General features: G+C 67.0%; 26 protein-coding genes and 1 pseudogene. 10 read left to right on the top strand and 17 right to left on the bottom strand.

From position 1 onward, the window contains the following. Nucleotides 1-41: 41 nt before the first annotated feature. The gene (locus ABQE44_RS12495) at nt 42-2,825 is read right to left on the bottom strand and encodes a helix-turn-helix transcriptional regulator (protein ID WP_448430054.1); all 2,784 of its coding nucleotides are present in this window, start codon (nt 2,823-2,825) and stop codon (nt 42-44) included. A 140-nt stretch (nt 2,826-2,965) separates the two neighbouring features. Between ABQE44_RS12495 and ABQE44_RS12490 the strand changes: the two genes are divergently transcribed. Continuing rightward, nucleotides 2,966-3,598, top strand: coding sequence for a TetR/AcrR family transcriptional regulator (locus ABQE44_RS12490; RefSeq protein ID WP_448430052.1), 633 nt, complete (start codon nt 2,966-2,968; stop codon nt 3,596-3,598). Here the strand turns inward: ABQE44_RS12490 and ABQE44_RS12485 are convergent. Then, on the bottom strand, nt 3,595-3,750 hold the full coding sequence (locus tag ABQE44_RS12485) for a hypothetical protein (RefSeq protein WP_448430050.1): 156 nt from the start codon (nt 3,748-3,750) through the stop codon (nt 3,595-3,597). The genes ABQE44_RS12490 and ABQE44_RS12485 overlap by 4 nt on opposite strands. An 86-nt stretch (nt 3,751-3,836) precedes the next feature. Between ABQE44_RS12485 and ABQE44_RS12480 the strand changes: the two genes are divergently transcribed. Beyond that, on the top strand, nt 3,837-4,394 hold the full coding sequence (locus ABQE44_RS12480) for a nuclear transport factor 2 family protein (RefSeq protein WP_448392017.1): 558 nt from the start codon (nt 3,837-3,839) through the stop codon (nt 4,392-4,394). 3 nt (nt 4,395-4,397) lie between these two features. Then, nucleotides 4,398-5,180, top strand: a complete 783-nt coding sequence (locus ABQE44_RS12475; RefSeq protein WP_448391660.1) for an SDR family oxidoreductase — start codon at nt 4,398-4,400, stop codon at nt 5,178-5,180. On the opposite strand, the gene ABQE44_RS12470 is transcribed toward ABQE44_RS12475, so the two are convergent. Together ABQE44_RS12470 and ABQE44_RS12465 are read right to left on the bottom strand one after the other, a co-directional pair. Continuing rightward, the gene (locus tag ABQE44_RS12470; RefSeq protein WP_448430049.1) at nt 5,177-6,556 is read right to left on the bottom strand and encodes a 13E12 repeat family protein; all 1,380 of its coding nucleotides are present in this window, start codon (nt 6,554-6,556) and stop codon (nt 5,177-5,179) included. The two genes, ABQE44_RS12475 and ABQE44_RS12470, sit on opposite strands and share 4 nt — an antisense overlap. Nucleotides 6,557-6,680: 124 nt before the next feature. Further along, nucleotides 6,681-7,862: a cytochrome P450 gene (locus ABQE44_RS12465; RefSeq protein WP_448391658.1), complete on the bottom strand. Its 1,182-nt coding sequence runs from the start codon at nt 7,860-7,862 to the stop codon at nt 6,681-6,683. A gap of 43 nt (nt 7,863-7,905) precedes the next feature. Between ABQE44_RS12465 and ABQE44_RS12460 the strand changes: the two genes are divergently transcribed. Further along, nucleotides 7,906-8,760, top strand: a complete 855-nt coding sequence (locus ABQE44_RS12460; RefSeq protein WP_448391657.1) for a TIGR03619 family F420-dependent LLM class oxidoreductase — start codon at nt 7,906-7,908, stop codon at nt 8,758-8,760. 6 nt (nt 8,761-8,766) lie between these two features. Here the strand turns inward: ABQE44_RS12460 and ABQE44_RS12455 are convergent, their stop codons facing one another. Then, complete coding sequence (locus ABQE44_RS12455) at nt 8,767-9,195, bottom strand: VOC family protein (protein ID WP_448430047.1); 429 nt, start codon at nt 9,193-9,195, stop codon at nt 8,767-8,769. Nucleotide 9,196: 1 nt separating this feature from the next. Then, nucleotides 9,197-9,967: an SDR family NAD(P)-dependent oxidoreductase gene (locus ABQE44_RS12450; protein WP_448430045.1), complete on the bottom strand. Its 771-nt coding sequence runs from the start codon at nt 9,965-9,967 to the stop codon at nt 9,197-9,199. Between the two features lie 95 nt (nt 9,968-10,062). Between ABQE44_RS12450 and ABQE44_RS12445 the strand changes: the two genes are divergently transcribed. Further along, a complete protein-coding gene (locus ABQE44_RS12445) occupies nt 10,063-10,743 on the top strand; it encodes a nitroreductase family protein (protein WP_448392016.1) in 681 nt (226 codons plus the stop codon). Here the strand turns inward: ABQE44_RS12445 and ABQE44_RS12440 are convergent. Both ABQE44_RS12440 and ABQE44_RS12435 read right to left on the bottom strand, forming a co-directional pair. Continuing rightward, on the bottom strand, nt 10,733-11,590 hold the full coding sequence (locus ABQE44_RS12440; protein ID WP_448391654.1) for an SDR family NAD(P)-dependent oxidoreductase: 858 nt from the start codon (nt 11,588-11,590) through the stop codon (nt 10,733-10,735). The two genes, ABQE44_RS12445 and ABQE44_RS12440, sit on opposite strands and share 11 nt — an antisense overlap. Continuing rightward, the gene (locus ABQE44_RS12435; protein ID WP_448392015.1) at nt 11,590-12,324 is read right to left on the bottom strand and encodes an SDR family NAD(P)-dependent oxidoreductase; all 735 of its coding nucleotides are present in this window, start codon (nt 12,322-12,324) and stop codon (nt 11,590-11,592) included. The genes ABQE44_RS12440 and ABQE44_RS12435 overlap by 1 nt, the downstream gene beginning before the upstream one ends. 76 nt (nt 12,325-12,400) lie before the next feature. Here ABQE44_RS12435 and ABQE44_RS12430 point away from each other — a divergent pair. Beyond that, nucleotides 12,401-12,560 (top strand): annotated as a pseudogene (locus tag ABQE44_RS12430) (cytochrome P450); the annotation flags it as partial. A gap of 29 nt (nt 12,561-12,589) precedes the next feature. On the opposite strand, the gene ABQE44_RS12425 reads toward ABQE44_RS12430, so the two are convergent. From ABQE44_RS12425 to ABQE44_RS12400, 6 genes are read right to left on the bottom strand one after another with little or no spacing between them, the layout of a single operon-like run. After that, the gene (locus tag ABQE44_RS12425; RefSeq protein ID WP_448430043.1) at nt 12,590-14,191 is read right to left on the bottom strand and encodes a GMC family oxidoreductase; all 1,602 of its coding nucleotides are present in this window, start codon (nt 14,189-14,191) and stop codon (nt 12,590-12,592) included. Nucleotides 14,192-14,235: 44 nt separating this feature from the next. Beyond that, entirely contained in the window at nt 14,236-14,889 is a 654-nt protein-coding gene (locus ABQE44_RS12420) for an MOSC domain-containing protein (RefSeq protein WP_448391653.1), read from the bottom strand. Nucleotides 14,890-14,915: 26 nt separating this feature from the next. Then, nucleotides 14,916-15,212, bottom strand: a complete 297-nt coding sequence (locus tag ABQE44_RS12415) for a cytochrome C oxidase subunit IV family protein (protein WP_448430041.1) — start codon at nt 15,210-15,212, stop codon at nt 14,916-14,918. 2 nt (nt 15,213-15,214) lie between these two features. Continuing rightward, nucleotides 15,215-15,805: a cytochrome c oxidase subunit 3 family protein gene (locus ABQE44_RS12410; protein WP_448430039.1), complete on the bottom strand. Its 591-nt coding sequence runs from the start codon at nt 15,803-15,805 to the stop codon at nt 15,215-15,217. A gap of 4 nt (nt 15,806-15,809) precedes the next feature. After that, nucleotides 15,810-16,556 (bottom strand): hypothetical protein, encoded by a 747-nt coding sequence (locus tag ABQE44_RS12405; protein ID WP_448430037.1) that lies wholly within the window; start codon nt 16,554-16,556, stop codon nt 15,810-15,812. After that, entirely contained in the window at nt 16,553-17,308 is a 756-nt protein-coding gene (locus ABQE44_RS12400; RefSeq protein ID WP_448430035.1) for a hypothetical protein, read from the bottom strand. Before ABQE44_RS12400 ends, ABQE44_RS12405 begins: the two co-directional genes overlap by 4 nt. A 187-nt stretch (nt 17,309-17,495) precedes the next feature. On the opposite strand from ABQE44_RS12400, the gene ABQE44_RS12395 reads away from it, so the two are divergent. From ABQE44_RS12395 to ABQE44_RS12385, 3 genes are all read left to right on the top strand, one after another. Beyond that, the gene (locus ABQE44_RS12395) at nt 17,496-18,098 is read left to right on the top strand and encodes a TetR family transcriptional regulator (protein WP_448391648.1); all 603 of its coding nucleotides are present in this window, start codon (nt 17,496-17,498) and stop codon (nt 18,096-18,098) included. A 217-nt stretch (nt 18,099-18,315) separates the two neighbouring features. Then, nucleotides 18,316-18,792 (top strand): MarR family winged helix-turn-helix transcriptional regulator, encoded by a 477-nt coding sequence (locus ABQE44_RS12390; RefSeq protein ID WP_448430033.1) that lies wholly within the window; start codon nt 18,316-18,318, stop codon nt 18,790-18,792. 56 nt (nt 18,793-18,848) lie between these two features. Further along, the gene (locus tag ABQE44_RS12385) at nt 18,849-20,048 is read left to right on the top strand and encodes an MFS transporter (protein ID WP_448392014.1); all 1,200 of its coding nucleotides are present in this window, start codon (nt 18,849-18,851) and stop codon (nt 20,046-20,048) included. Nucleotides 20,049-20,053: 5 nt separating this feature from the next. Here ABQE44_RS12385 and ABQE44_RS12380 read toward each other — a convergent pair whose 3' ends face one another. Beyond that, the gene (locus ABQE44_RS12380) at nt 20,054-21,442 is read right to left on the bottom strand and encodes a S1C family serine protease (protein ID WP_448391646.1); all 1,389 of its coding nucleotides are present in this window, start codon (nt 21,440-21,442) and stop codon (nt 20,054-20,056) included. A gap of 7 nt (nt 21,443-21,449) precedes the next feature. Continuing rightward, nucleotides 21,450-22,289, bottom strand: a complete 840-nt coding sequence (locus tag ABQE44_RS12375) for an SDR family oxidoreductase (RefSeq protein ID WP_448391645.1) — start codon at nt 22,287-22,289, stop codon at nt 21,450-21,452. An 84-nt stretch (nt 22,290-22,373) separates the two neighbouring features. Here ABQE44_RS12375 and ABQE44_RS12370 point away from each other — a divergent pair, with 84 nt between their 5' ends. Further along, entirely contained in the window at nt 22,374-23,180 is an 807-nt protein-coding gene (locus ABQE44_RS12370) for a class I SAM-dependent methyltransferase (RefSeq protein WP_448430218.1), read from the top strand. Here ABQE44_RS12370 and ABQE44_RS12365 read toward each other — a convergent pair. Next, nucleotides 23,177-24,532, bottom strand: coding sequence for a WS/DGAT/MGAT family O-acyltransferase (locus tag ABQE44_RS12365; protein WP_448391644.1), 1,356 nt, complete (start codon nt 24,530-24,532; stop codon nt 23,177-23,179). The genes ABQE44_RS12370 and ABQE44_RS12365 overlap by 4 nt on opposite strands. Nucleotides 24,533-24,587: the final 55 nt, after the last annotated feature.

The raw sequence follows: 24,587 nt of genomic DNA, 5'->3' as shown, positions 1-24,587 counted from the left end.
CGCGACGGCGAACCCTTGAAAGTCCGTAGTCGTGTGCGGGGCTAACTCGCCCACGAGATCTTGCGCAGCTGTCGCCGCGAGGTGATTCCGAGCTTGACGAACACCTTGCGTAGGTGCCATTCGACGGTGTGCGTGCTGATGAACAGCTGCGCGCCGATCTCCTGGTTGGTCAGCCCCGCACCGGCCAGCCGCGCGATCTGGGCCTCTTGGGCGGTCAGCTGCTCACCGGAGCTACCGGTCTTCTTACGCGCTTTCTCACCGGTGGCGGCCAGTTCCCGTCGGGTGCGTTCGGCGAATGCCTCCGCACCCATCCGGGTGAACATCTCGTGGGCGGCGTTGAGCTGCGTGCGCGCGTCGACGCGCCGGTTCATGCGGCGAAGCCATTCGCCATACCGCAGGTGTGCGCGGGCGGCGAACACGGTGACGCGGGTGCGCTCCAGGTGCGCGATGGCCTTGGCGAAAAGGGCGTCGGCCCGGTCATCGTCGGACAGCAGCGCCTGTCCGCTCGCCACGCTGCCCAGACCCCAATCGGTTCCGCTGCCGCCCGCGCGCTCCTCGAGCTGCTCGAGCGCCGCCGCGGCGGCTTCTCGCTCGCCGGTGTGCACCGCGGCTTCGATGAGCTCCAAAAGACACCATCCGTAGAAGCCGAGATCATCGAACTCACACGCGCGCCGCGCATTCGCGAATGCTTCCTCGTATCGGCCCAGCCCGTTGTAGAGGACCGCGGCGAGGTACCCGGTATACCCGTGCACTCGGCCCTCTCCCCTGGCGGTGGCCTCCGCCGCGGCCGATTCCAGAACTCCCGCGGCGGTTGCGGCACCCCGCCACGCCTGCAACGACAAGGCGTGATACCTCAGCGGCGCGTAGCCGGTTGAGGCGGTGATCGATGCTGTCTCTTCAAGAAGGGTTGCTGCCGTGGTGAATTCACCGGCCAGCACGTGCACGCCCGCGCGATAGGCAAGGGCGGACGGAAGCACAGCCAGCGTCCCGGTATCGCGGGCAAGCCGCACGGCGTCGGTGGCCAGTCGGTGCCACATGTCGTCATCCCAGAGCTCGTGCACGGCCGATTCCTGTGCGACCGGAAACGCCAACCACAGCCAGTCCAACAGCTCGGGTGCGCCGCGGTTGACCTCCTCGTGCAGTAGCGTCACCGCGTTGCGCAGCGTCGCCACGCTGGCCGCGTAGCCGTCGGCCACCCTCGCCGACAGGCCATCGAGCAGCAGGTCGATCGGCCGTGGCGGCTGCGGGCCCGGCGGTGCCAGTCGTGCCGGCTGGGCCACCTCCACCGCGCCGCCGAGCGGGCAGAGCCTGCTGCCGTGCATCGCCGCGCCCATGGCTTCCAGGTATGTCTCACGGGCCAGCCCGGCGTCGAGCGTCTCGAGTCCTTTGGCCGCCATCAGCAGGCCCACCGCCGTCTCGGAGATCGACATCGATGTCTGGCCGCCGCGGCTCCTAGCGAAGTCGATCTGGGCTTGCAGCCGCGCCAGCCGAGCGCGCTGCAGCGCGTCCAGCGGCGTGTCCTGCGCGACGGCAATCAGGTGGTCGGCGCCGTCGAGGTCCGCGGCGTCGCGCCTGGCCTGTGCGGCGGCCAGCGCGCGGGCACCGCGGCGGGCCGGGTCCATGGTCAGCTCCGTCGCACGTTCGAGAAACGCTGCGGCTGCTGCGATTCCACCTCGGGCCTGGGCGCGGTCCGCGGACCGTTCGAGTTCGGCTGCTACCTCTTCGTCCGGTCCTGACGCAGCGTTGGCGAGGTGCCACGCGCGACGGTCGGGGTCGGCTGCGGGGTCGGTCGCTTCGGCCAGCGCCTGATGAACGGCCTTGCGTTGCTGTGGGTCCGCGGCGCGGTAGGAGGCGGAGCGCACCAGCGGATGCCGGAACCGCACCGAGGTGCCGATGTCGATCAGGCCGGCGGCTTGTGCGGCTACGCCCGCGTCGAGGGATACCCCGAGCCGTTGCGCGGCCCCCATCAACAGCACCGCGTCACCGACAGGTTCGGCCGCCGCGATCAGCAGCAGGCGCTGCGTCTGGGGCGGGAGGTCCTCGATACGCCGCAGGAAGGTCTGCTCGATCTTGTTGACCAAGGGCCGCGCGTCAGGACGTCCGAAGCCGCCCGCCAGTTCCGCGACCGTCAGGTCGCGCGGCAGCTCGAGCAGGGCGAGCGGGTTACCGCGCGTTTCGGCGACGATGCGGTCACGCACCCGCTCGTCCAGGCGGCCCGGGACGACCGACTCCAGCAGTACGCGGGCATCGTCAGGTCGCAGCCCGCCCACCGGCAGAGTGGGCAGGCCGTTCAACTCGTCGGCGCTGCCCTCACGCGCCGCGAAGATCAGCGCGACCGGCTCAGCCAACAACCGGCGGGCGACGAACGCCAGGGTCTGTATCGAGACCCGGTCCAACCACTGCGCGTCGTCGACCAGGCAAATCAACGGCTGATCCCGGGCGGCGGAGGCCAGCAGGCTCAACACCGCCAAGCCGACGAGGAAGCGGTCGGGCGCGGGACCCGCGCTGCGGCCGAACGCGGTGTCGACCGCCGCGTGTTGCGGGGCGGGCAGCGCATCGCTGTGGTCCGCCAGCGGGGCGCAGAGCTGTTGCAGCCCGGCGAAGGCGAGTTCCATCTCCGATTCCACGCCTGCGGTCCGCAGGACGCGGAAGCCCGCCGCGTTATCGGCGACAAAGTCCAGCAGCGCGCTCTTGCCGACGCCCGCTTCGCCGCGCAACACCAGAACCTGGCTCTGGCCGGAACGGACGGTCGATATCAGGCGGTCCAGGGCCGCGCATTCCTCACGTCGGCCGCGTAGTGGGCGTGCCGCACCGGTCTTCGCCATGTGAACCTCCGCATCCGAGGGAGGATGCGCCTGAACGATACCGGCTTGTTCGGGCCGTCAACCGTGAAAACTGACACCATACGGGCGTACAGCGCCGGTGGAGTGTCAGAATGTTTGCAGTCGATAGAACTGAGGAGACCATGGCCTCATCTGCGCGCCGCGTGGGTGCCGAGACATCGAAGACGCGGGACGCACTGCTGGATTGCGTCGAGAAGATGATGCTCGACGAGGGCTACCCCAGCGTCACGTACCGCGCCCTGGCCACCAAAGCGGGCGTCGCACCGAGCCTGGTGCAGTACTACTTTCCCACCCTCGACGACATCTTCATCGCCGCGATCCGGCGCTACTCCGCACGCAACCTCGACTTTCTCAACAAGACGTTGGAGAAGCGCGCCGATGATCCGCTGCGGGCGCTGTGGGAGTACAGCTGGGACGAGGCCACCGGTGCGCTGATGACGGAGTTCATGGCGCTGGGCAACCATCGCAAGTCGATTCGGGCCGAGATCGCCGCGGCCACCGAGAGCGTGCGTAAGGTGCAGTTGAAGGCGCTGACGGCGAAGTTCGGTAAGAACGTGCGGTTGGGCGGCGATCTGTCGTTGTCGGCGCTGCTGTTGTTGATTTCGGGACTACCGAAGTTCCTCAACCTCGAGGAGGGCGTCGGCGTCAAGACCGCACATGCGGAGGTCACCAAGGCGTTCGAACGCTTCCTGGATTCCGTGGAGCCGCCGGCGCCGTCGGCAAACCGCAAGCGCGCCAAGCCCACCCGCCGCTAGGCGGGCACTTCAGCCGCCAGGCCTTCCACGATGCCGCGCAGCATGCGCACGAGATGGGCGCCTTCGGCCGGGTGTTTGCCGACGAGCGTCTTGGTCGACACCGACAGCCCGATCGACTCGACGATGGCTGAGCGATGCAGCGTGAAGACCATGCGCCTCGAGATGTTGTACGACTGTACGGCGCAATCGGCGGTGCTGTACAGTCGTATAAGGCAAGTATCTCTCGCGGAAGGATCTCCTGACGATGTCCGATGAGCTCGAACAGTTGCGGCAGCGCCTGCAGTATGTCGAAGACCGGATGGCGATCCTGGATTGCGTGATGAACCAGGCGCGCGGGCACGACCGCCACGACGCCGAGTTGATGGGCAGCGTGTACTGGGAAGACGGCGTCGACGAGCACGGGCCGACGGTCAAGTCCGGCCCGGAGTACGGCGAGTGGGCCAACGCAGCCCATAGTGCGGTGTTCGAGGACCATTTGCACAACGTCACCACGCACACGTGTGAGATCAACGGCGACGAAGCCCACGCCGAGAGCTACGTGATGGGTGCCATGCGCTCCAAGGGCGGCAAGGTGGTATCGCTGATGGGCGGTCGTTACCTGGACCGGCTCGAGCGCCGCGACGGGACCTGGAAGATAGCGCTGCGGCGCTGCACGATCGAATGGATGATGAGCGGCGACTCCTCGATGCTCAATTCCGGTGCGGTGCAGGGCTTCATCAAGGGTAAGTGGGATAAGTCCGACGCGTCCTACATTCGGCCGTTGACGTTGGAGAGTGAACCTGTCGAACGGTGGTGACCGGTGAAGCTGACCGATCGTGTCGCGCTGATCACCGGCGGAGGATCGGGTATCGGCCGTGCGGCCGCGCAGCGGTTCGCCGCTGAGGGGATGCGGGTGTGCGTGGTCGACATCGACGGCCGCGCCGCCGACACCGTCGCATCCTCACTCGGCGGGCTAGGGCTACAGTGCGATGTCTCCGATTCTGAACAGGTCGAAACGGTTTTCGGTGCGTGCGTCGCCGAGCTTGGCAGCGTCGATCTGGCGTTCTTCAATGCGGGCATCACCATTCACTGGTCAGGTGACATCGGCGCGCTCGACCTGGACGAGTACCGCCGATCGGTCGGCGTGAACCTTGACGGCGTGGTATTCGGTGCGCGCGCGGCCGTGCGCACCATGCGTGCGCTTCCGGCCGCCGATCGCGCGATCCTGGCCACCGCCTCGCTTGCCGGGCTGGTGCCGTGGCATCCCGACGCCGTCTACGCGCTCGGCAAGCACGCCGTCGTCGGGTTCATGCGCTCGATCGCACCGAACCTGGCCACCGAAGGCATTGCGGTGCAGACCATCTGCCCCGGCATCACGGAGACCGGCGTCCTCGGCGATCGCCGCCGGCTCGTGGAACGGATCGGCGTCCCGGTCATGGAAGCCGACGCCGTCGCCGACGCCGCCCTGAGTGCCGCCACCGCCCCGCTGGACGACACCGGTACCTGCTGGGTAGTGCAACACGGAAAACCTCCCTGGCCCATGACTTTTGCCGGTGTGCCCGTTGCCGATCAGCGGCTTAACACACCGGTGCGCCCGACTTAGCCTTGATCGGGCGGATCCGGATCCCCGCGGAGCAGTTCGTCGGGATGGTGCGTATGGTTGATCTCGGGTGCGGCGGTGCCGTCGGTCCACGCCAGCCGGCCGCCTTCGGTGACCGTGGTCTGCCACCGGCCCTCGGTGACGGCCGCATGATCGGGTCCGCACGCGAAGAACAGGGTGTCGGCGTCGGTGGTGCCACCGGCTGACCAGTCCGTGGCGTGGTGGACCTCGCTGTGATAGCCGGGCGCCAGGCAATTGGGTCGGGTGCAGCCCCCGTCGCGCGAGTAGCAGATGATCCGCTGATCGGCGGTGGCGATGCGCTTCTGCCGGCCCAGGTAGATCGGGCGCTCGCTGTGGTCGTCGAACACGGCCAGGTAGTGAATCGCCCCGGCGGCCATGCGGATCAGGTCCCGCATCGGCAGCGCGGTGTTTCCGCCGGTACGCGCCGGGGCGGGCATCGACACGAACGGATCGATCACCGCGTGGGCGGCCTGGTTCAGCTCCGCCAGCGTGGTGCGCGCGATCACCGTCACCGCGTGCCCACGATGGGATCCGAACCCGCCTGAGGCGATGCCTTCCTTGAGCCCCAGCTTGATGCCGTCATGACACCGCTGCGCCGAGTTGCGGTCATCGGGCACCTCTTCGACGGCGCCGTCGGGCAGATGCCGTCCAGGGCGCACCGCGGCGCTGCATGCCTCGATGTAGCTGCGGGTCTCCGGGTCGACCCAGCCCGTCAGTCGCGACATCCCATCGCGGCCCTGCGGCCCCAGCGAGACTTCGCGGCGGCGTTTACGGTCCTCTTCGGTGTAGTGGCCGTCGGGGTTGAAGATGTCGTCGATGCGTTTGCCGGCTGCTTTGACGATATCGGCGTCGTTCTTGGTGGCCTGGCGGACCAAGCTGGCCTCTACATCGTTGCGGTCGGTGACCGAGATGCTGGAAGGTAACCGGTCCATCGCCGTGCAGATCTCCTTGAGGTGGTCCTCACCGATCGCACCCTGTTCGACGGCGGCGCCCGTCTCGGGTAGCAACGCCGGCAATGGCGGCCCGCTCAGCTGGCGGCGCGGACAGATCTTCTGCGCCATCTTGATGCGTCGTTTGATCTCGGCGGGCGGGATGCGCAGCCGCGCCCACAGCCGGTCGATCAAGCCCGGCGCCATCGCGGACTCGTCCGGAGGATTGGCGATGTCACCGAACACCCGGTACATCAACCCCCGGTTCACTCGCTCCTGGCCCTCCAAGCGCTCGGCCATCTGCACGCGGTAGCTGTTTCCGACCACATCAGAGGACAGCTCGCGCAGCTCGCCGTAGGCGGCATCGACCTGGTCCAGTAGCGCGCCGATTCGCTCGCGCGCCGCCTGTCCGGTAATGAAACCACCCATGCCGCAACGTTATCGAAAAGATCTGCGGACTCGACAGATTAACCGATCGATCTGTGGATCAATACGCCGTTGGGGATAACTGCAAGCACCCACCCAAGAATTGTCGGCGCCTCGTGGTAGGCCCTCAGCCCACAATCGTGGGCATGCTCTCCCAACCCCGCACGGTCGCGGTGGGGGCACGTACGGCGTTGTCGATGTCCACCGTCCAGTCCGGCCAGCGCTTCAGGATTTCCTCGAGCGCGACCCGACCTTCGAGCCGGGCCAGTGATGCACCCAGACAAAAGTGAGTGCCCCGGCCGAACGACAGATGGTTGGCGTTGCGGTGGATGTCGAAGACGTCCGGGTTGTCGAATTTGCGGTCGTCACGGTTGGCCGATCCAGACATGAGCAGCAGCGCGCTGCCGGCCGGAATGACCTGCCCGTGATACTCGACGTCGTTGGCGACATATCGCGCGATCGAATGCACCGGCGGTTCGTACCGCAGCACCTCTTCGACCGCGCCGCCGATCAGCGACGGGTTCTCGACCAGTTCCCGCCGCTGCGAAGGATGCTCACCGAAAAGCTTGCCCAGCCAGCCGAAAAGCCGGCCCACCGTCTCCGTCCCGGCGTTGGCGATCACACCGAGGAACACCAACAACTCCTCCTCGCGCAGTATGCGCCGCTGTCCGTCGACGTCGTCGAACTCCACGTTGAGCAACTCGGTCACCAGATCGTCGCTCGGGTTGTCCCTACGCCACGCCACGTAGTCGCGAAACATGTCGCCGTTGAAGTAGTTGTCCTTCTTGACCGGCAAGGGCTCGCCGGGTTTGTTGCGCAACCGCGCACCGGCGACCTTGCGGACGCTGCGCTGCAACGAGTCCGGGATACCGATCAGCATGCCGATCACCCGCATCGGCATCTCGGCGCCGAGGTCGGTGGTGAAGTCGAACCGGTCACCGTCGCGCAGCGGATCCAGGCAGGCCGCGCAGAACGCGCGCACCTGATCCTCGATCGCCGCCATCTTCCGCGGCGTGAACGCGCGCGACACCAGCAACCGGTGAACGGTGTGCAGCGGCGGGTCCTCGTTGATGAAGACCCCCAACGGCATCACCGGTTCGGCCTTGACCACCTCGAGGATGTCGCCCTTGGCTGAACTGAGGTTCTCGGCGTCGCGCAGCGCCGCCTCGACGTCGGCGAACCGGCTCAGCGCCCAGAAGTCGAACTTCTCGTTGTAGTACACGGGCGCCTCGTCGCGCAGCCGCTTGTACACGGGATACGGGTCCACGTCGATCGCCACGTCGTAGGGGTCGTACGAAAGCTCTGACACCTGTACGATCGTACAGCACACGCATAGTGCCGAAAGGTGATCAATGGATTTGGGCTTCGTCTCGCTCAACACCGCCCGTGATATCGCGCCGGAGACCCTCGCCGTGGAGCTGGAATCGCGCGGCTTCGAGTCGATCTGGGTGGGCGAGCACCCCCAGATCCCGGTGGCCGCCGCCGATCAGTTCCCCAGCGGTCTACTCGAGGCGCAGAAGCAGATGCGCGACCCGTTCCTGTCGCTGCTCGCCGCGGCACAAGGGACGACCACGCTGCGGCTCGGCACCGCGGTCGCGCTGCCCCTTGAACGTGAGTTGTTCACGACGGCAAAGCAAGTCGCCACCTTGGACGAGATGAGCCAGGGCCGGCTGCTGCTGGGCGTCGGAGTGGGTTTCCGTACCGAGCTTTCGGTGTCGCGGCCGCTGGCATGGTCGGATCGCTACCGCGTGCTGGCTGATATGGTCGCCGCGCTAAACACGTTGTGGACCGAGGATGAATCCGAGCACCACGGTGACTTCTTCGATTTCGAGCCGGTGTGGTCCTATCCCAAACCCTTGCAGAGTCCGCATCCGCCGCTGCTGGCGGCCGCCACCGGACCAAAGGCGATCCGCGACTGCGTCGGCTGGGCCGACGGTTGGCTGCCCGGTGACGCCGCATTCCGCGATGTGGGCGCCGCGCTGGCCGACTTCCGCCGCACCGCACAAGAGGCAGGTCGAGACCCCGCGACGCTGGACCTGACGCTCATGGCGTGGGGCGATCCCAAGCTCGAGAAGCTGGCGGCCTACCGCGAAATGGGGTTCAACCGGGTGGTGTTGGGCGGTGGGCGACGCAACGCCGATGATCCGTCGACCACGATGTCGTTCCTCGACCGGTACGCCGCGATGGTCGCCGAGCTGCGAGCCTGACTTGGCTCAGGCCTCCGGCACCGGGCGCACCCGGGAGTGCACCAGTTCGAGCAGCTGGCCGTCGGGATCCCGCACCATGCAGGCGAATCCGCCGCCGGGGTCGGCGACGACGGTTCCTCCGGCTGCCTGCACCGCGGCCTGCGCGGCGGCGATGTCGTCGACGGCGATCGACACGTGCGTCAGGCCCGCGCCCACCATGCCACGTTCGGCTTCCTCCGGCGCCGGGTAACCCGAGAACGTCAACAACTGCAGAATGACGCCGCCGTTGCGCAGGTACACGGCCGCGAAGCCGATCGGCGGCGCCAGCCCGAGCAACCCGGCGGCCATCTCGTCGGGCACCGTCAACCGCTTCACCTCGGCGAAACCGAGTGCCCTGTAAAAGGTTAACGAGTTGTCAAGGTCGCGCACACGCACACCGACATGGCTGACGTCCATATCAGACCCCCGCAGGCCCGGGGCCGCCGTGCATGTACAGCGTCTGTCCGGAGCAGTAGCTCGACGCGTCGGAGGCGAAAAAGAGCACGCCATAGCCGATCTCTTCGGGTTCGGCGATGCGCCCGGATGCGTTGGTCTGCCCGATCATGTCGATGTCGAAACCCTGCCGCTGCGCGTCGGCCTCCAGGCCCGGGGTGCGGATCGCGCCGCACGCGATGCAGTTGACCCGCACCCCTTTTCGGGTCCACGCTGCGGCCATCGATCCGGTCAGGTTGTTCAACCCGGCTTTGGCCGCCCCGTAGATCGCCGCCTGCGGCATCGCCAGCAGGCTCGCCCCTGAGGAGATGTTGACGATCGCGCCCCGGCCCTGGTCGATCATCGGCTTCACCGCGGCCCGCGACAGGTACCACGCGCTGGACAGGTTGAGGTTCAACACATCATGCCACTCGTCGTCGGTCCACTTCATCAGCGACTTGGTCTCGCCACCGCCGGCGTTGTTGAGCAACACGTCGAGCTGGCCGAACTCGGCGACCGTCGCATCGACGAGCGCGCGGCACTGCTCGGCGTCGGTGACGTCGGTCGGCGCCGCCAGCGCGCGCCTGCCCAGCGCCTCGATCTCTGCCGCAGTGGACTTCAGCGGTTCTTCGCGACGCCCGGCGAGCACGATGTCGGCGCCGTGCTCGGCGAGCACCAGCGCCGAAGCGCGCCCGATACCGGTTCCGCCGCCGGTGATGACAGCGACCCTTCCCTCCATCGAGAACCTGTCGTTCACAGCACCACTTCCTGTCCGGGTCGGTTGCAGTACGACTGTACAGCATCGCCAGGGTGCGTCTCGACAACTTCACCGGCGTCGAGTACACCAATGGGATGCCGCATCCGACCGACGACGTCTGGGAAGTGCTTTCCACCGCCCGCTCGATCCGCCGGTTCACCGACGAACCGGTGGACGACGAGACGCTCTACCGCTGCCTGGAGGCCGCGACCTGGGCGCCGAACGGGGCCAACGCCCAGCTGTGGCGCTTCATCGTGCTGGACGCACCGCCACAGCGCACTGCCGTCGCCGAAGCCGCCCGAATAGCCCTGGCGACAATCGAATCGGTGTACGGGATGAGCCGACCAGCGGATGACGACAACAGCCGTGCGGCGCGCAACAACCGCGCCACCTACGAACTACACGACCGCGCCGGCGACCACACCTCCGTGCTGTTCACCGCGTTCAAGAACGAGTTCGCCTCCGAGTACCTGCAGGGCGGCTCGATCTACCCCGCGATGCAGAACTTCTACCTCGCCGCACGGGCGCAGGGCCTGGGCGCGTGCTTCACGAGCTGGGCATCCTATGACGGCGAGAAGGTGCTGCGCGACGCCGTCGGCATCCCCGACGAGTGGTTTCTCGCCGGACACGTGGTCGTCGGGTGGCCGCGAGGCAGCCACGGTCCCGTGCGACGACGGCCGGTGGCCGACGTGATGTTCCGCGACCGGTGGGATCCCGAGCGGGCCGACATCACCTACGGGCGGGGTGCCCGGCCGCGTCGCGAAACTAACGCATGATGTGCGCTTGCTGCTGGTGCGGATGGACGTCGAAAAGTTCGCGGTACGACGGGGGTTGGCGGCCGTCTTCGTCTTTAATGCCATACTTGACCGCGAGCTCCGCACCGATCAGCGTTTGCCCGCTGAGGTTCATCCGGTCGGGGTCGTCATAAAGAGCCTTGATCACGTGGCCGGTCAGCTCGGGGGTCTCCGCGGTTTCGCGGATGCGGCCAAACTTGGCCGGGTTGCTGGCAATGATTTTCCGCACCCGGTCGGTCAGCAGCGATCCCATCCATATCGAGACCGCCGTGATACCAACGTCTTTGAAGTCCACCGCCATATCGGCGGCCATCTTGTCGGTGCCCGCCTTCGGCACACCGTACGCCGGCCCGAAGGCGTAGTGCACACCGCCTGACGACGATGTGAGCACGACTAGCCCGTCGCGCTGCGGCAGCATCAGCGGTGCGGCATACACCGTGGCGACGTAGCTGCTGCGTAACCCGACGTTGAGGGTGTCCATCACGTTGACGGGTTCTTCCCAGAACTTCGTGCGGGCCATCATCTCGTCGCGGATGATCGCGGCGTTGTTGACCAGGATGTCCACCCGGCCCTGTTCGCGTTCAATTTTCTCGAACAGCGCCTTGACCTGTTCGTCATCACCGTGGTCGACGCGCATGGCGATGCCCTGCCCACCGGCGGCGGTCACCCGTTCGGCGGTCTCACAAATGGTGCCGGGAAGCGCTGCCGGGTCGGATGTTTCAGTGCGTCCCGTGACGTAGACCGTGCAACCGTGGCTGCCTAGCGCATGCGCTATCCCCGCCCCGGCACCGCGGCTGGCCCCCGTGACGACAGCTACGGGTGTCTTCATCAGATGACCGCCCCTCCGTTGACCCCAACCACCTGACCCGTGACATAGCCTGCGGCGTCCGAGCAGAGAAACGAACAGACTGCGGCGACGTCTTCGCCCGCTCCCAACCGTCCGGCCGGTATGGCCTGGGTGAGGTACTCGGCGGCAGGAAGTTTGCCTTCGGCCTGCTGGCGTCGCAGCATCGGCGAGTCGATCACGAACGGCGGGATTGTGTTCGCGGTGATGCCCTTGTTCGCATAGTCCAACGCCACCGTCTTGGTCAGCGCGATCACACCGCCCTTGGTCGCCGCATAGTGGCCCTGCCGCCGGGCGCCCTGCTGGCCCGCGGCCGAGGAGATCGTCACGATTCGTCCCCACTTGGCCGGCACCATGTCGGCCAGCGCGGCGCGCAGGCACAGGAACGTTCCGGTCAGGTTGACGGCGAGGTAGCGGTTCCACTCCGCCAAGGTGATCCGGTCGAAGCGGGTGAACCCGGCGATCGCGGCGCTGGTGACGAGGATTTCCACCGCGCCGAGTTGCGTTCTGACCGTGTCGAATGCCGCCTCGACGGCGCCCTCGTCGGAGACGTCCACGCCGACGGCGACCGCCTGTGCCCCGTTTTCCTGCAGCGCTGCGGCGGTCTTCTCCGCGGCTTCGGCGTCGATGTCGAGTACCGCGACCCGGTGGCCGTCGTTGCCCAGCCCCGTGCACATCGCCTGCCCGAGCCCGGAGGCTCCACCTGTCACCACCGCCACACGGCTCACCGCACGTCTCCTCGCACTCGACCCGACATTCGCTGTACGAGCGTACAGCACGCTGCTAGGAGGCGCGGTGGACGACCTGCACTACGACCCGTGGAATGTCGAGATCGACATCGACCCGTATCCGGCATACCGGCGGCTGCGCGGCGGGCAGCCGCTGTACTACAAACGAGCGGCACGATTTCTGCGGGCTGGGCCGATACGCCGACGTCGACGCGGCGCTGCGTGATCCGCCGTCATCGGGTGAGGGAAGCCGGTCCTACTGGTCGCACACGATGAAATCGGCTGCGCGCCAAGCAATTGCCATGATAGGCCCGTTGAGGTTGCCTGCGACCATGGTCGGCATCACCGAGCAGTCGACCACCCGAAGACCGTCGATGCCCCGCACCCGTAGTTGGGGATCCACCACGTCGTCGTCACTGGGTCCCATCGCGCAGCTACCGGCGGCGTGGTAGCCGCAGTAGCCACCGTCAAGCACGGAGTCCACCAACTCATCGTCGCTTCGCAAATCCGGCCCCGGGTAGGTCTCGTGGCTGATGCGTTCGGCGATCGGAGACTGTTCAAAGATGCTGCGCATCCGGCGCAGCAGGTTGGCGGTGGCCTCCCGGTCATGTTCTGTGCCGAGGTAGTTCGGGTTGATCCGCAGCGGCGCGTCAGGATCACCAGAGGTGATCTCGATCGATCCCTGCGCTGTCGGGCGCAGCACCATCCCCAGACAGGAGACGCCGGCCTGGCGCTGGATCGCGACCGGTTCGCCGGTGTTGTACGGCGGGATCGTCCACGGCCCCAACATCACCTGTCCATCCGGACGCTCCGCGCCTGACTGGGCTTTTACGAACCCGACCACATCGAACGAAGGCGCGGCAAGGGGTCCCTTCCGCGTCGCGAGATACTTGGCGCCGGTCAGCGCCTGCCCCAGGTTGGTCGCGAGTTGGCGATTGTAGCCCAGATCTTCCCTGAGCTGGTAACGCAATGTGGCGCAGCGGTGTTCGTGCAGGCGCCGCCCGACGTTGTCACGCTCGAGGTAGACGGCGACGTTCGCCGCGGCCAGCACATCGCGCGGGCCGACGCCCGAAACCTGAAGCAGCTTGGGGCTGTTGAGGCTGCCCAGCGACACGATCACCTCGCGGGTCGCCCGGATCTGCGCGGTAGCGCCCTTGACGTCGACCTCCACGCCGACGGCCCGGCCGCCGTCGAACAACAACCGCCGCACGATGGTGCGGGTTCGCACGGTGAGGTTCGTCCGGTGCAACGCAGGTTTGAGGAAGGCGGTGGCGGCGCTGACCCGGCGGCCGTTCTTGATGGTAGCGGTGGCGTATCCGATGCGCTCGTCGTCGGATTCGTTGATGTCCTGCACCCGCGCCAAACCGGATGCGGCTGCGGCGTCGAGCATCTCGGCGCACAGCGGGTCGGGATCGCGGGGCACCGAGATGTGCAGCGGCCCGCCGACACCCCGCGTCGGTGATGCGCCGAACGCGTTGTCCTCGAACTGCCTGAAAATCGGCAGGATATCGTCCCAGCCCCAACCCTTGTTGCCGAGCCGCTCGAGACCGTCGTAGTCGGCACGGTTGCCGCGGTTGTAGATCATGCCGTTGATCGAACTCGACCCGCCGAGCACCTTGCCGCGTAACCACTGTTCGGTGTGCGGGGTGCGCCCGAACGAGGTGGTCTCGTAGTGCCACATGTGTTTTTCGTTCTCGAACAACATCCCCGACCCCTTGGGAATGCGGTAGAGCGGGTGGCGGTCCACGCCGCCGGCCTCGATCAGCAACACGTTGACCTTCGGGTCGGCCGACAGCCGGTTGGCCAGTACGCATCCGGCGGAGCCGGCCCCCGCGATGATGTAGTCGTATCTCGTCATGCCCCGACCCTTCCCGTGACGCTGTACGAGCGTACAGGACGGGTTCAGCCGGCGAGGCGTCGACGCGCGCGCCGCTGGATCTCGGCGGCCAGGGCGTCGGCGACCAGGATGTCGGGCAACAGTTCGGGTTCGGTCATGATGGCGCGAAACACGTAGCCGACGGTGATGCCGTGCCCTGGACGGTCGGTGACGGTCAACGGATCGCCGGCCCGTACCGGCCCGGGGGTGATCACCCGCAGGTACGCGCCGGGTTTCGCGGCGCGGGTGAACGTGTTCATCCAGCCGCGGAGGCCCAGGAACTGGGTGAACGTGCGGCACGGGGTGCGCGGCCGGGACACCTCCAAGACCAGGCCCCCGGACCCCACCGTCCACCGCTCGCCGATCACCGCGCCGGTGACGTCGATCCCGGCGGTGGTGAAGTTCTCGCCGAACATGCCGGGGCGCAAGGGCCGCTGCAGCTGTCGCTCCCAGTCGTCCAGGTCTTCGCGCGCGTAGGCGTACACGGCCTGGTCGTCACCGCCGTGGTACCTGCGGTTGCCGATCAGATCACCGGTCAGGCCGCTGCCGAGCCCGGCGCGTTTGCTGCCGGGTGCGCGCACCTCGACGGGTTCGGTGGTCGGGCGCTTGTCGAAACCGGTCTGACCCGACGGTCCGTCCGAGTAGCGGTGGGCGATGTTCACCGAGAGCACGCTTGGCACCTTGTAGAGCTTACGGAGTGCCGAGATCAGACCAGGTAGATCACGAACACAGCGGTGAACAACACACCGAGCCAGGCGTCGGTGGACAACCGCAGCCACCGCGGCGCGGTGCGCACCTCCATGAAGTTGCGGATGATCAACCGGGATTTGAGCCAGGCCAGGATCAGGACCAGGGCCGTGATCGGGGTGCTGGCGTGCACCGTGTTGGTGAAGTGCGCGGGCGCCAACCACCACGACGCCAGGGTGATGGCGGTCAACACGATCCAGCACCACGTCATCCGCGCCGAGGTGGTGTGAGGATAGGCTTCGGCAGTGTCGGTCATGGTCACCTCATCACGTAGAGCAGGCCGAAGATGATGACCCACAGCAGATCCACCATGTGCCAGTAGATTGCGCCGGACTCCACCATCGAGACCCTGCGGCGGGCGGGGTTGCGCAGTTCGCGGATCACGACGCCCAAGACGATGAGCCCGATGAGCACGTGCACCAGGTGGACCCCGGTGAGCACGTAGTAGAACGAGTAGAACATCTCCGAGTTCGTGTGGCCGGCGGCGATCTTGCTGCTCCACTCGTACGTCTTGAAGACGATGAACAGGACGCCGCCGAAGCCGCCGGCATAGGTGAGCCGAATGGCGTCGCGGTGGCGGCCGTCGCGCGCCGCGAGCACGCTGCGGGCCACCACCCAGGAACTCGTCAACAGGATCACCGTGTTGATCACGCCGATGTTGATATCCAGATGCTGCTGCGCCGCGAGGAACTCCTCGGGGTTCATGGCCCGGTAGACCATGAAGATGACGAAGTAGCCGGCGAAGATGATCAGGTCGCCCAGCACCATCACCCACATGTGGATATCGCCGGGCAGGTGATCGAGGCGTCTGGCACCCACGGCGGCGGGTAGCGAATCCGATTGCGTCATGAGGTCAGTCCACGGGTGGCGCGTCGATGGGTTCACGCAGCGTCGCCCGCTTCAGCAGCATGATCAGCGCACCAAGCCAGATCGTGAACACCACAACCGACCACCAGAACGCCAGGGATCCGTTCCACGCGAACGGCCCCGAGTAGAAGACGAACATCTGGGTGGCGATGACTTCGGTGATGATCTGCCAGATGCTCACGTAGGAAAACCATTTCGGAAAAATATCGTTTCGGTCGTAGAGGATCGCGATCGCCAGCACCAGGTACGCGACCGAAAAGCACCCCAGCGAACCGTTGTACGACAGCATGCCGACGTCGTAGAGCATGCTGACCAGCCCGGGGTCGCGGTCGGCGCGCAACGCCGCGGTCAGAAAGCACACCGCCACCAGAAGGAAGCCCGGCAGCGCGCCGACGCCCATCCCGCCGATGTAGGCGTAGGCGAAGACGGATCCGACCGACATCCGCTTCATCTGATAGGCCACCAGCCCGTTGGTGATCGCGGCGCCCCCGAGCAGGATCAGCAGCAGGCTGAACCCGATCTGGATGGTCAGGCCGTTGGTGGTGAAGAACGCCACCTTGTCGGCCGCGGTGACGTCGGGTCGCGGCGGTGGCGTCACCCGCGCCAGCACGCAGATGATGACGCCGAAGACCGCGTACCACGTCGGGAAGAACCAGCACACCAGCCGCACATCGCGTTTACCGCCGGGGGCGTGCGCCGTTCCGGCCGATCGGTCAGGTGTCAGGATGCTCACCGCGCAGCGCCCGCCACGACTCCCTCTTCGAGGGCTTGCTGATAGACCGCCCGGCGCAGCACGAAGAACATCACGACGACGAACAACGCGAACGCCCCGTTGCGCACCCAGAACGAGAGGAAGCCGTCCCAGGCCAGCGGTCCGGTCAGAAAGACGGCGGCGCCGGCCGCGGGCATCATCGCCACGGCGGTCGCCGCGGAGTAGTACCCCACCCAACGGGGAAAGACCGGGTCCGGCCCGTCGTCGAAGTAGACCGCTACGGCCAGCAGCACGAACTGCGCCACCACCATGCCGATCGGTGCGATGAACACGATGAACGCCAGATCGTTGAGCAGTTGGACGATCTCGGGGTTGCGGTCCGGCCGGAACGCGGCGACCAGGAAGAAGATGTTGGAAAGCGCGAAGATCGTCGCGCCGCTGACCACCGCGGTCAGATAGCAGTACGCCAACACGTGGCTCTGGGTCTTCATCCGCTTCATCTGGACCATGACCACCATGAAGAACGGCAGCACCATGATTCCGCAGAGGTTGAACGTCACCTGGCTGAACCGGATCCATGCGGTGTTCTCGGCGTAGAACGAGGCGACCTGGCCGGCCGTCATCGCCGGCGACATCGGCGGCCAGAAACCGGGAAACGCCAGCATCGCCACCAGCAGCACGGCGCCCACGGCGGGCCCGGTCCACAGGCTCACCCACTGCGCCTTGATATTTCCGGCCTTCGGCAGGTCCTGCACCTGCGCGAGGATCTGCACCGGCCGCCTCCTGAGTTGACTTCAGTCAGATACCAAGCGGCCGAGCCGGTAACTTGCGCAGGCGCCATATACCGCGCATGCTGGGGTACACCAACCGAATCGCTCTGGCTGAACCGTAACGGCTGCGGCCATCGAAGAAAAGACTCTACCTGACTTAAGTCGGTTTTGTTGCCGTAGACTCTCCTCGGTGCGCAACGACAAGGTTCAGGAGCGCGGGACGAAGGGGCGCCAGACCCGCGAGCGACTGCTCGGTGCGGCGATGGCGGAGTTCAAACGCGACGGGATGGCGGCCGCCGATATCGCCGCCATCGTCTCGGCGGCCGGCGTCGCACACGGCACGTTCTTCTTCCATTTCCCGACCAAGGAGCACGTCCTGGTGGAATTGGAGAGGCGGGAAGAAGAGCGGATGGCCGCGGAGTTGAACCGCTTCTTCGCAAAACCCCACGACGTGCGGGCCACGCTTGCCGAGGCGGTGCGCGTTCTCGAGGCACTGGAGCGTCGTCTGGGCAACCGCTTATTCAAAGACTTTCTGGCACTGCACTTCTCGACCACGCGGCCACCATCTGAAGAGTGGACGAACCACCCCGTCATCGTGGCGGTGGTCGAAGAACTGCAACGCGCGCGCGAACGGGGTGAGATACCCGCCGAGGTCGACGTGATGCTCAACGGCGTGTCGTTTCTGGTGGGGCTCTACGCGCTGCTGATCACGATGCCAAAGTCCAAGGAAATCCGGACCCCGGTCATCGACGAATATCTCACCACCTACATGTACGGCCTACGGGCTAGCTGACGCCGCTGACGGGGTCAACCGGTCGCGTGCGTCGCCGCCTCCGCACGGAAGCCCGAAACGGAGGCGATCGCGGCGATCCTCGGCGCCTACATCACCGAGCGGGCCCGCAAGGCCGGGTGGCAAACACTGGGAGGACCGGATGTTCGCGCTGCTCTGGCCGACCGTCAGACCTTAGCGCCGCGGACCTGGGGATTCGCCCTATAAATATCTATGTGCTATGCATATATTCGTGCCGCACTCCCACTACGACCGACTCGACGACCTGCTGACGCGTATTGCGATCGCGCGCCAGCGGCCGAGCTGGCGTGACCGGGTACTCGACACCAGCGGCCCGGTGGCCAACCCGTCGACGTTGCGCGTGCTGCGGGCGGTCGAACAGTGTCAGCAGCTCGGCGCGGGCGCATCGGTCGGCGACGTCGCCGAATTCATGGCCGTCGAACACTCCACCGCAAGCCGCTCGGTCGCCGCGGTGGTCGCGGCCGGGCTGCTGACCAAGAACTTCGCCGCCGACGATCAGCGGCGCTGCGCGCTCGTGCTGACCGACGAGGGGTGTAAAGCGTTGCAGGCGGTCACCGAGCGGCGAAGGGAGCTGGTCCGCGAGATGGTCGCCGACTGGCCCGACGCCGACGTGGACACGCTGGTGTCACTGTTGAGCCGACTCTCCGAACGCTTCGAAGGCGCGGTGATCGGGTGACGGCACGCACCGAAGCACGCACATCGCTGTCGCAACCGCGCGGTGCGCTCGGGTTGATGTTCGACCGGGTGTTCGGCGCGTTGTTCTGGGGCAAGATGTTCTCGGTCGTCGCCGTGTGGACGCACGGCATCGTCGCGGCGATCGTGATGTTCGACGCCACGCATTCAGCGCTGATGGTCGGGCTGGTCGGCGTCGTGCAGTTCGGCCCGCAGCTCATCTTCAGCCCCACCACCGGCAAATGGGCCGACACCGGCGACCCCGCCCGTCAAATCCTGCTCGGCCGGGTGTTGTGCGTGGCCGGTTCGGGTTTCACCGCCGTGTGGCTGATCGTCGACCCGGCGCAGCAGGGCATGTCGATCGCCGCTCCGGTGTTGCTCGGAACCTTGCTGGTGGGCCTCGGTTTCGTGGTGGGCGGGCCGGCGATGCAGTCGATCGTGCCCAACCTGATCCGCCCCGGTGAGCTGTCGACGGCCATGGCGCTCAACAGCATTCCGATGACGCTCGGCCGCATCCTGGGTCCGGCCACCGGCGCATACGTGGCCGCGCAGTTCGGCTCGGGCGTCGCGTTCGCGGTCAGCGCCGTACTGCACCTGGTGTTCGCGTTCTTCTTGATCGCCGTGCGCTTCCCGGCGCCGCCGGCGCGCCTGGCCGACGCCGACTATCGGGTGCGCGCCGCGCTCATCTACGTCTGGCGGGACCGCCCGCTGCTGTTGGCGTTGCTCGCGGTGACCGCGGTGGGTTTCGCCTCGGACTCGTCGATCACCCTGGCGCCGTCGATGGCCAACGCGCTGGGCGGCGGCGCTGAACTAGTGGGCACATTGTCCGCCGTCTTCGGTATCGGTGCGGCGGTCGGGATGGCGACGCTGGCGATGATGCGCGGGCGGATGGCCTCGGCGAACGTCTCGGCGATCGGTCTGGCGGGGCTGGGCACGGGTTGCGCGATGCTGGTCGTCACGCCGGTGACCGCGGTGGCGTTGGCCGGGTTCGCGTTGGCGGGCCTGGGCTTCGGCTGGGCGATGACCGGGCTGAGCACCGTCGTACAGGAACGCGCGCCCGAGGAGTTGCGCGGCCGGATAATGGCGCTGTGGCTGGTCGGTTTCCTCGGTTCACGCCCGCTGGCCGCGGCGTTGCTCGGCGGAACCGCCGACGCGTTCAACGTGCAGGCCGCCTTCGCGGTCGCCGCGGCGCTGTGCATCGCGATGACGCTGCTTAGCCGGCCGTCGAAGCTGATCGGCGCGCTGCCGACCCGCATCTGACGCCGCTAGCGGCTCTTGTCGGGCTCCGGGTTGATGCTCATCGTGACGTGCTCACCGTCGCGGATCACCTCGATCGGCGCGTCCTGACCAACGGTCAGGGCCCGTACCGCGACGACGAACTCGTCGACGCCGTCGATCTTGCGGTCCCCGATCCTGACGACGACGTCGTTCTCTTCGACCCCGGCGCGGTCGGCCGCACCGCCGGCCACCACCCGCGTCACCCGCGCTCCAACGAGGTCTGGTTCGCTGACCGACTCCGCCGTCAGCCCGAGTGTGGGGTGCCTGATCTCCCCGTCGCGGATCAGCGTCTCGACGACGTGCTTCATCTCGTTGGCCGGAATCGCGAAGCCCAACCCGCTCGCGCTGTCCGAGAGCGACTTGCCCGCGGTGTTGATGCCGATCACCTCGGCGTTCATGTTGATCAGCGGACCACCGGAGTTGCCGTGGTTGATCGGGGCGTCCGTCTGCACGGCGGCGATGACGATCTCGTCGGACCCCTCGCCAGGAATGCGCACCGCACGGTCGAGCGCGCTGATGATGCCCTGGGTGTCGGTGCTGCGCAGACCCAGCGGAGCCCCCGCGGCGATCACCTCGTCGCCGACGCGCAGCTTGTCGGAATCGCCCAGCCGCGCGACGGTCAGGTTGTCGACATCATCGACCTTGAGCACCGCCAGGTCGGTTTTGGGATCGGTGCCGACGACATTGGCCGGCACCTCTTGACCGTCGTTGAAGATCACCGACACCTCGTACCGGTCGGGCGTCGAAGCGGCCTCGGCGATCACATGGTTGTTGGTGACGATGTAACCGCGCCCGTCGACCACCACCCCGGAGCCCTGCGATCCTTCCGAATCGCTGACCGCTTCGACCGTGACCACCGAATCCGCTACGGCAGCAGCCACTTTGGCGAATCGACCGTCAGGCAGATCACCTTCGTTGGTGGTCGACAGCGTGACCTTGGCCGTGGTGAACGCCTCGATGACCTCGGCGGTCTTGCGACCCACCCAACCGCCTAGCAGCCCGAAGACCAACGCCAGGACCGCCAGGGTCACCAACGCCGTCAACTTCAGCCGTTTACCGAACAGCACGTCGCGCACGCCCAGCTTTTCGGCGGGCGCGACCGGAGGCGCCGGGGCGGGGGCCTGCGGTGCGGGCGCCTCATAATCCGCGTCGGCGCCGCCTACGGCGTCGTCGGCGTCGTCGTCGGGGGCGGTCGCCGAACCGAAAGCGGCGGCCAGCACCGGGCCGGGTTCCTGATCGGTCGGGTCGTACGGCCCGCGACCGGCGTCCGCGCCACCGGGTCGGCCGAAGGCACGCTCGGTGGCCGCATCGACCTCCGGACGCCGGATCACACGCGGCGCCGAAGCATCGCCGCTGGGCTGGCGTTCGTCGGTCACGCGGTTCTCACCCTTCCTCGGCGGCCTTCCTGGCGCGCTCCGTCATGGAGGCGACCACTCCGCCATCGTTCAAGATATCCGTGCCGGTGAGGTAGCCGGCTTTGTCGCTGGCACAGAAGGTGAGCAGCTCCGCCATCTCTTCCGGTCGGCCCCATCGGGGCACCGCGGCGTCGGCGACCATCGCCCCGGCGCCAGCCTGCTCTTCCAACCTACCCATCTCGGTGTCGACGGATCCCGGCGAAACCGAGACGATGCGCAGCCCGCGGCCGTTGAACCGTTCGGCCTGCGCGGTGCTGTACCACCGCACGAAGCTCTTGCTCAGGGCATACGAGATCCCCGACCGGCCCTCCTCGGGCACGATCTCGCACGCCGCCAGCATGTCGGACAGAAACGCGTCGGCGTCGGTGAGCGCTAACGGGAACGTCGAGGTGGGGATCAGCGCGTCGGGCAGCAGGTGAGCCGCCATCGAGGCCACGTTGACGATTGCCGCACCGGCACCGGCCGTCTGGTAGAACACCTCGTTGACGTGCAGCGTGCCCAGCGCGTTGGTCCTCATCACATACTCGGCATCGCCCATGCTGGGGCTCACCCCCGCGGTGTGGATCACCGACGCCAGCGTGCCGAGACTCGCCGCGGTCCGGACGAGCCCGGTGACCGCCTGGCGGTCGGTGACGTCGCAGTGCACGGCCGTCGCCTTGATGCCGAGGTCGGCCAGCGCGGCGGCCGCCGCGTCGAGGCGGTCGGCTCGGACATCACCGAGCACCACGGTGTGGTCGCGGCCGACGATCCGCGCCGTCGCCTGACCCATGCCGCCCGCACCACCGGTGATCACCACAACTCGATCCATATCGAAACCGTATACGCCGCATCGCCGCGGCTGGCGTGCGACGGTGCAGGTAGGTTCGATGTGGTGGATCCCGCCGACGCCAGCATGCTGACCGGAGTATCGGAGACCGCGCTGCTCACCCTGAACGGACGTGCGCACCAGGCCCGCCATCCCAACGCCATCATCGACGACCCGATGGCGATAAAACTCGTCGACGCCATCGATTTCGACTTCGACAAGTTCGGCCGCAAAGGCCAGGAGATGGCGCTGCGTTCGCTGGCCTTCGACCGCGCCGCGATCCGATACCTGTCGACGAATCCGTCGGCCACCGTCGTCGCGCTGGCCGAAGGCCTGCAGACCAGTTTCTGGCGACTGAGCGAGGTGTTACCCGACAGCGAATTCCGTTGGGTCACCGTCGACTTCGAGCCGATCATCGAGTTGCGTAAGAAGCTGTTGCCATCCTCGCCGCGGATCACCACCATCGCACAGGACGCGCTGCACTACAGCTGGATGGACGCGGTGGACACCAGCAACGGCGTGTTCATCACCGCGGAGGGTCTGCTGATGTATTTGCAACCCGAGCAGGCGATGGGTCTGATCACCCAGTGCGCCAAGCACTTTCCGGGCGGTCAGATGATCTTCGATCTGCCGCCGGTGCTGGTCAAGAAGTTCGCGCCGAAGGGGATGCGGGCCACCCGCCGGTACCGGGTCCCGCCGATGCCGTTCAGTTTGTCGGCGGCGCAACTGGCCGATCTGGCCAACACCGTGCCCGGTATCCGCGCCGTGCACGACCTGCCGATGCCCAAGGGCCGCGGGGTGTTCTTCGAGCGGGTGTTCCCGGCCTTCTGGCAGCTGAAGCTGACCAAGAACTACCGCGGCGCCTACACCCTGGTGGAATTCGGCGAGTCCTAGCAGACTGCGCGTTCCAGATCTTTCAGCGACGTCTCGAGGTGGCCGAGCAGCCGTTGCAGACTCGGGACTTCACGCCGGCCTCCGACCAACCCAAAGTCGAGGTTGTCGGCGTTGGTGGCCAGCGTGATATTGAGGGCAAGCCCGTCCAGCGGAATCGACAGCGGATAGTTGCCGTCGAGGCGGGCGCCGTTCCACCACAACGGTTCCCGCGCCCCGGGCACGTTGGAGATCACGATGTTGAATGGCGGGGGCGCGGTCCGCACGAAGCCCGGCACCAACGCCAGCGCAACGCCGCCGATCAGAAACGCCGACAACGCGAGCTGCTGCACCCGCGGCAGCTCCGAATACACCTTCTTGTTGTCGCGCATCGACGCGGCGATGGTTTCGACGCGGCGCGCCGGGTCCTCGACATCGGTGGCGAGGTTGCACAGGATCGCGCCGACCAAATTGCCGCCGCCGTCGGCGTCGTTCTCGGTGCGCAGGTTGACCGGCACCATGGCCACCAGCGGGGTGGGCGGAAGCGCGTCCTCCTCGGCCAGGTACGTCCGCAGCGCACCCGCGCACATCGCCAGCACGACGTCGTTGACCGTCACCCCCGCCGCGGCCTTGACGTTCCTGATCCGCTCCAACGCCCAGGACTGCGCCGCGACGCGGCGGGCCCCTCCGATGGGGACGTTCAGCATGGTCTTGGGCGCCTGAAACGGCAGCGTCAGCTCCTGCTCGAGCAGCGCGGCCCGGGCCAGCGACAGGGTGTTGGGCGCGATACCCGCGACCGAACTCGCCAATTGGCCCGCCGTCCGCACCAGCGACCGCCCGCTGCCGGCGACAGACCTGCGCCTGGGCGGCAGGCTCCACGGGGCGCGCACCTCGCTGTCGGCGGGATCGGTCGACAACACCCGCTGCATCAGCTTCATCGCCGAGACGCCGTCGATCAGCGAGTGGTGGAACTTGGTGTAGACCGCGAACCGGCCGTCGTCGAGACCCTCGATGAGATGCGCCTCCCACAGCGGGCGGTGCCGGTCGAGCAGCGTGCCGTGCAGCCGCGAGGTCAGCTCCAGCAGCTCGCGCACCCGGCCCGGCGCGGGCAGCGCGGACCGGCGCAGGTGATAGTCGAGTTCGAGGTCTTTGTCCGATGACCACGCCACGTTCGTGATGCCGCCGAAAAACGCCGGGTGTTTCCGGAATGTCGGCTGCACATCCGTCTGCGACACCAGGGCTTCGTACGTCTCCTGCAGGAACTCCGGCCCGCTGCCGTTCGGCGGTTCGAACAGCTGCAGACCGCCGACATGCATTGGGTGCTCTCGGGATTCACCGAGCAGAAACAGGGCGTCGGTCGGGAGAATCGGCTGCATGGGGGCCTCCAACGTCGATGCTTGTCAGCTTGCCCCTTATCCCCCGCAACGCAAA

Source organism: Mycolicibacterium sp. XJ2546, assembly GCF_053483195.1.
Note: the sequence above shows the minus strand (reverse complement) of the source record. Positions and strands in the feature narration are given on the sequence as shown.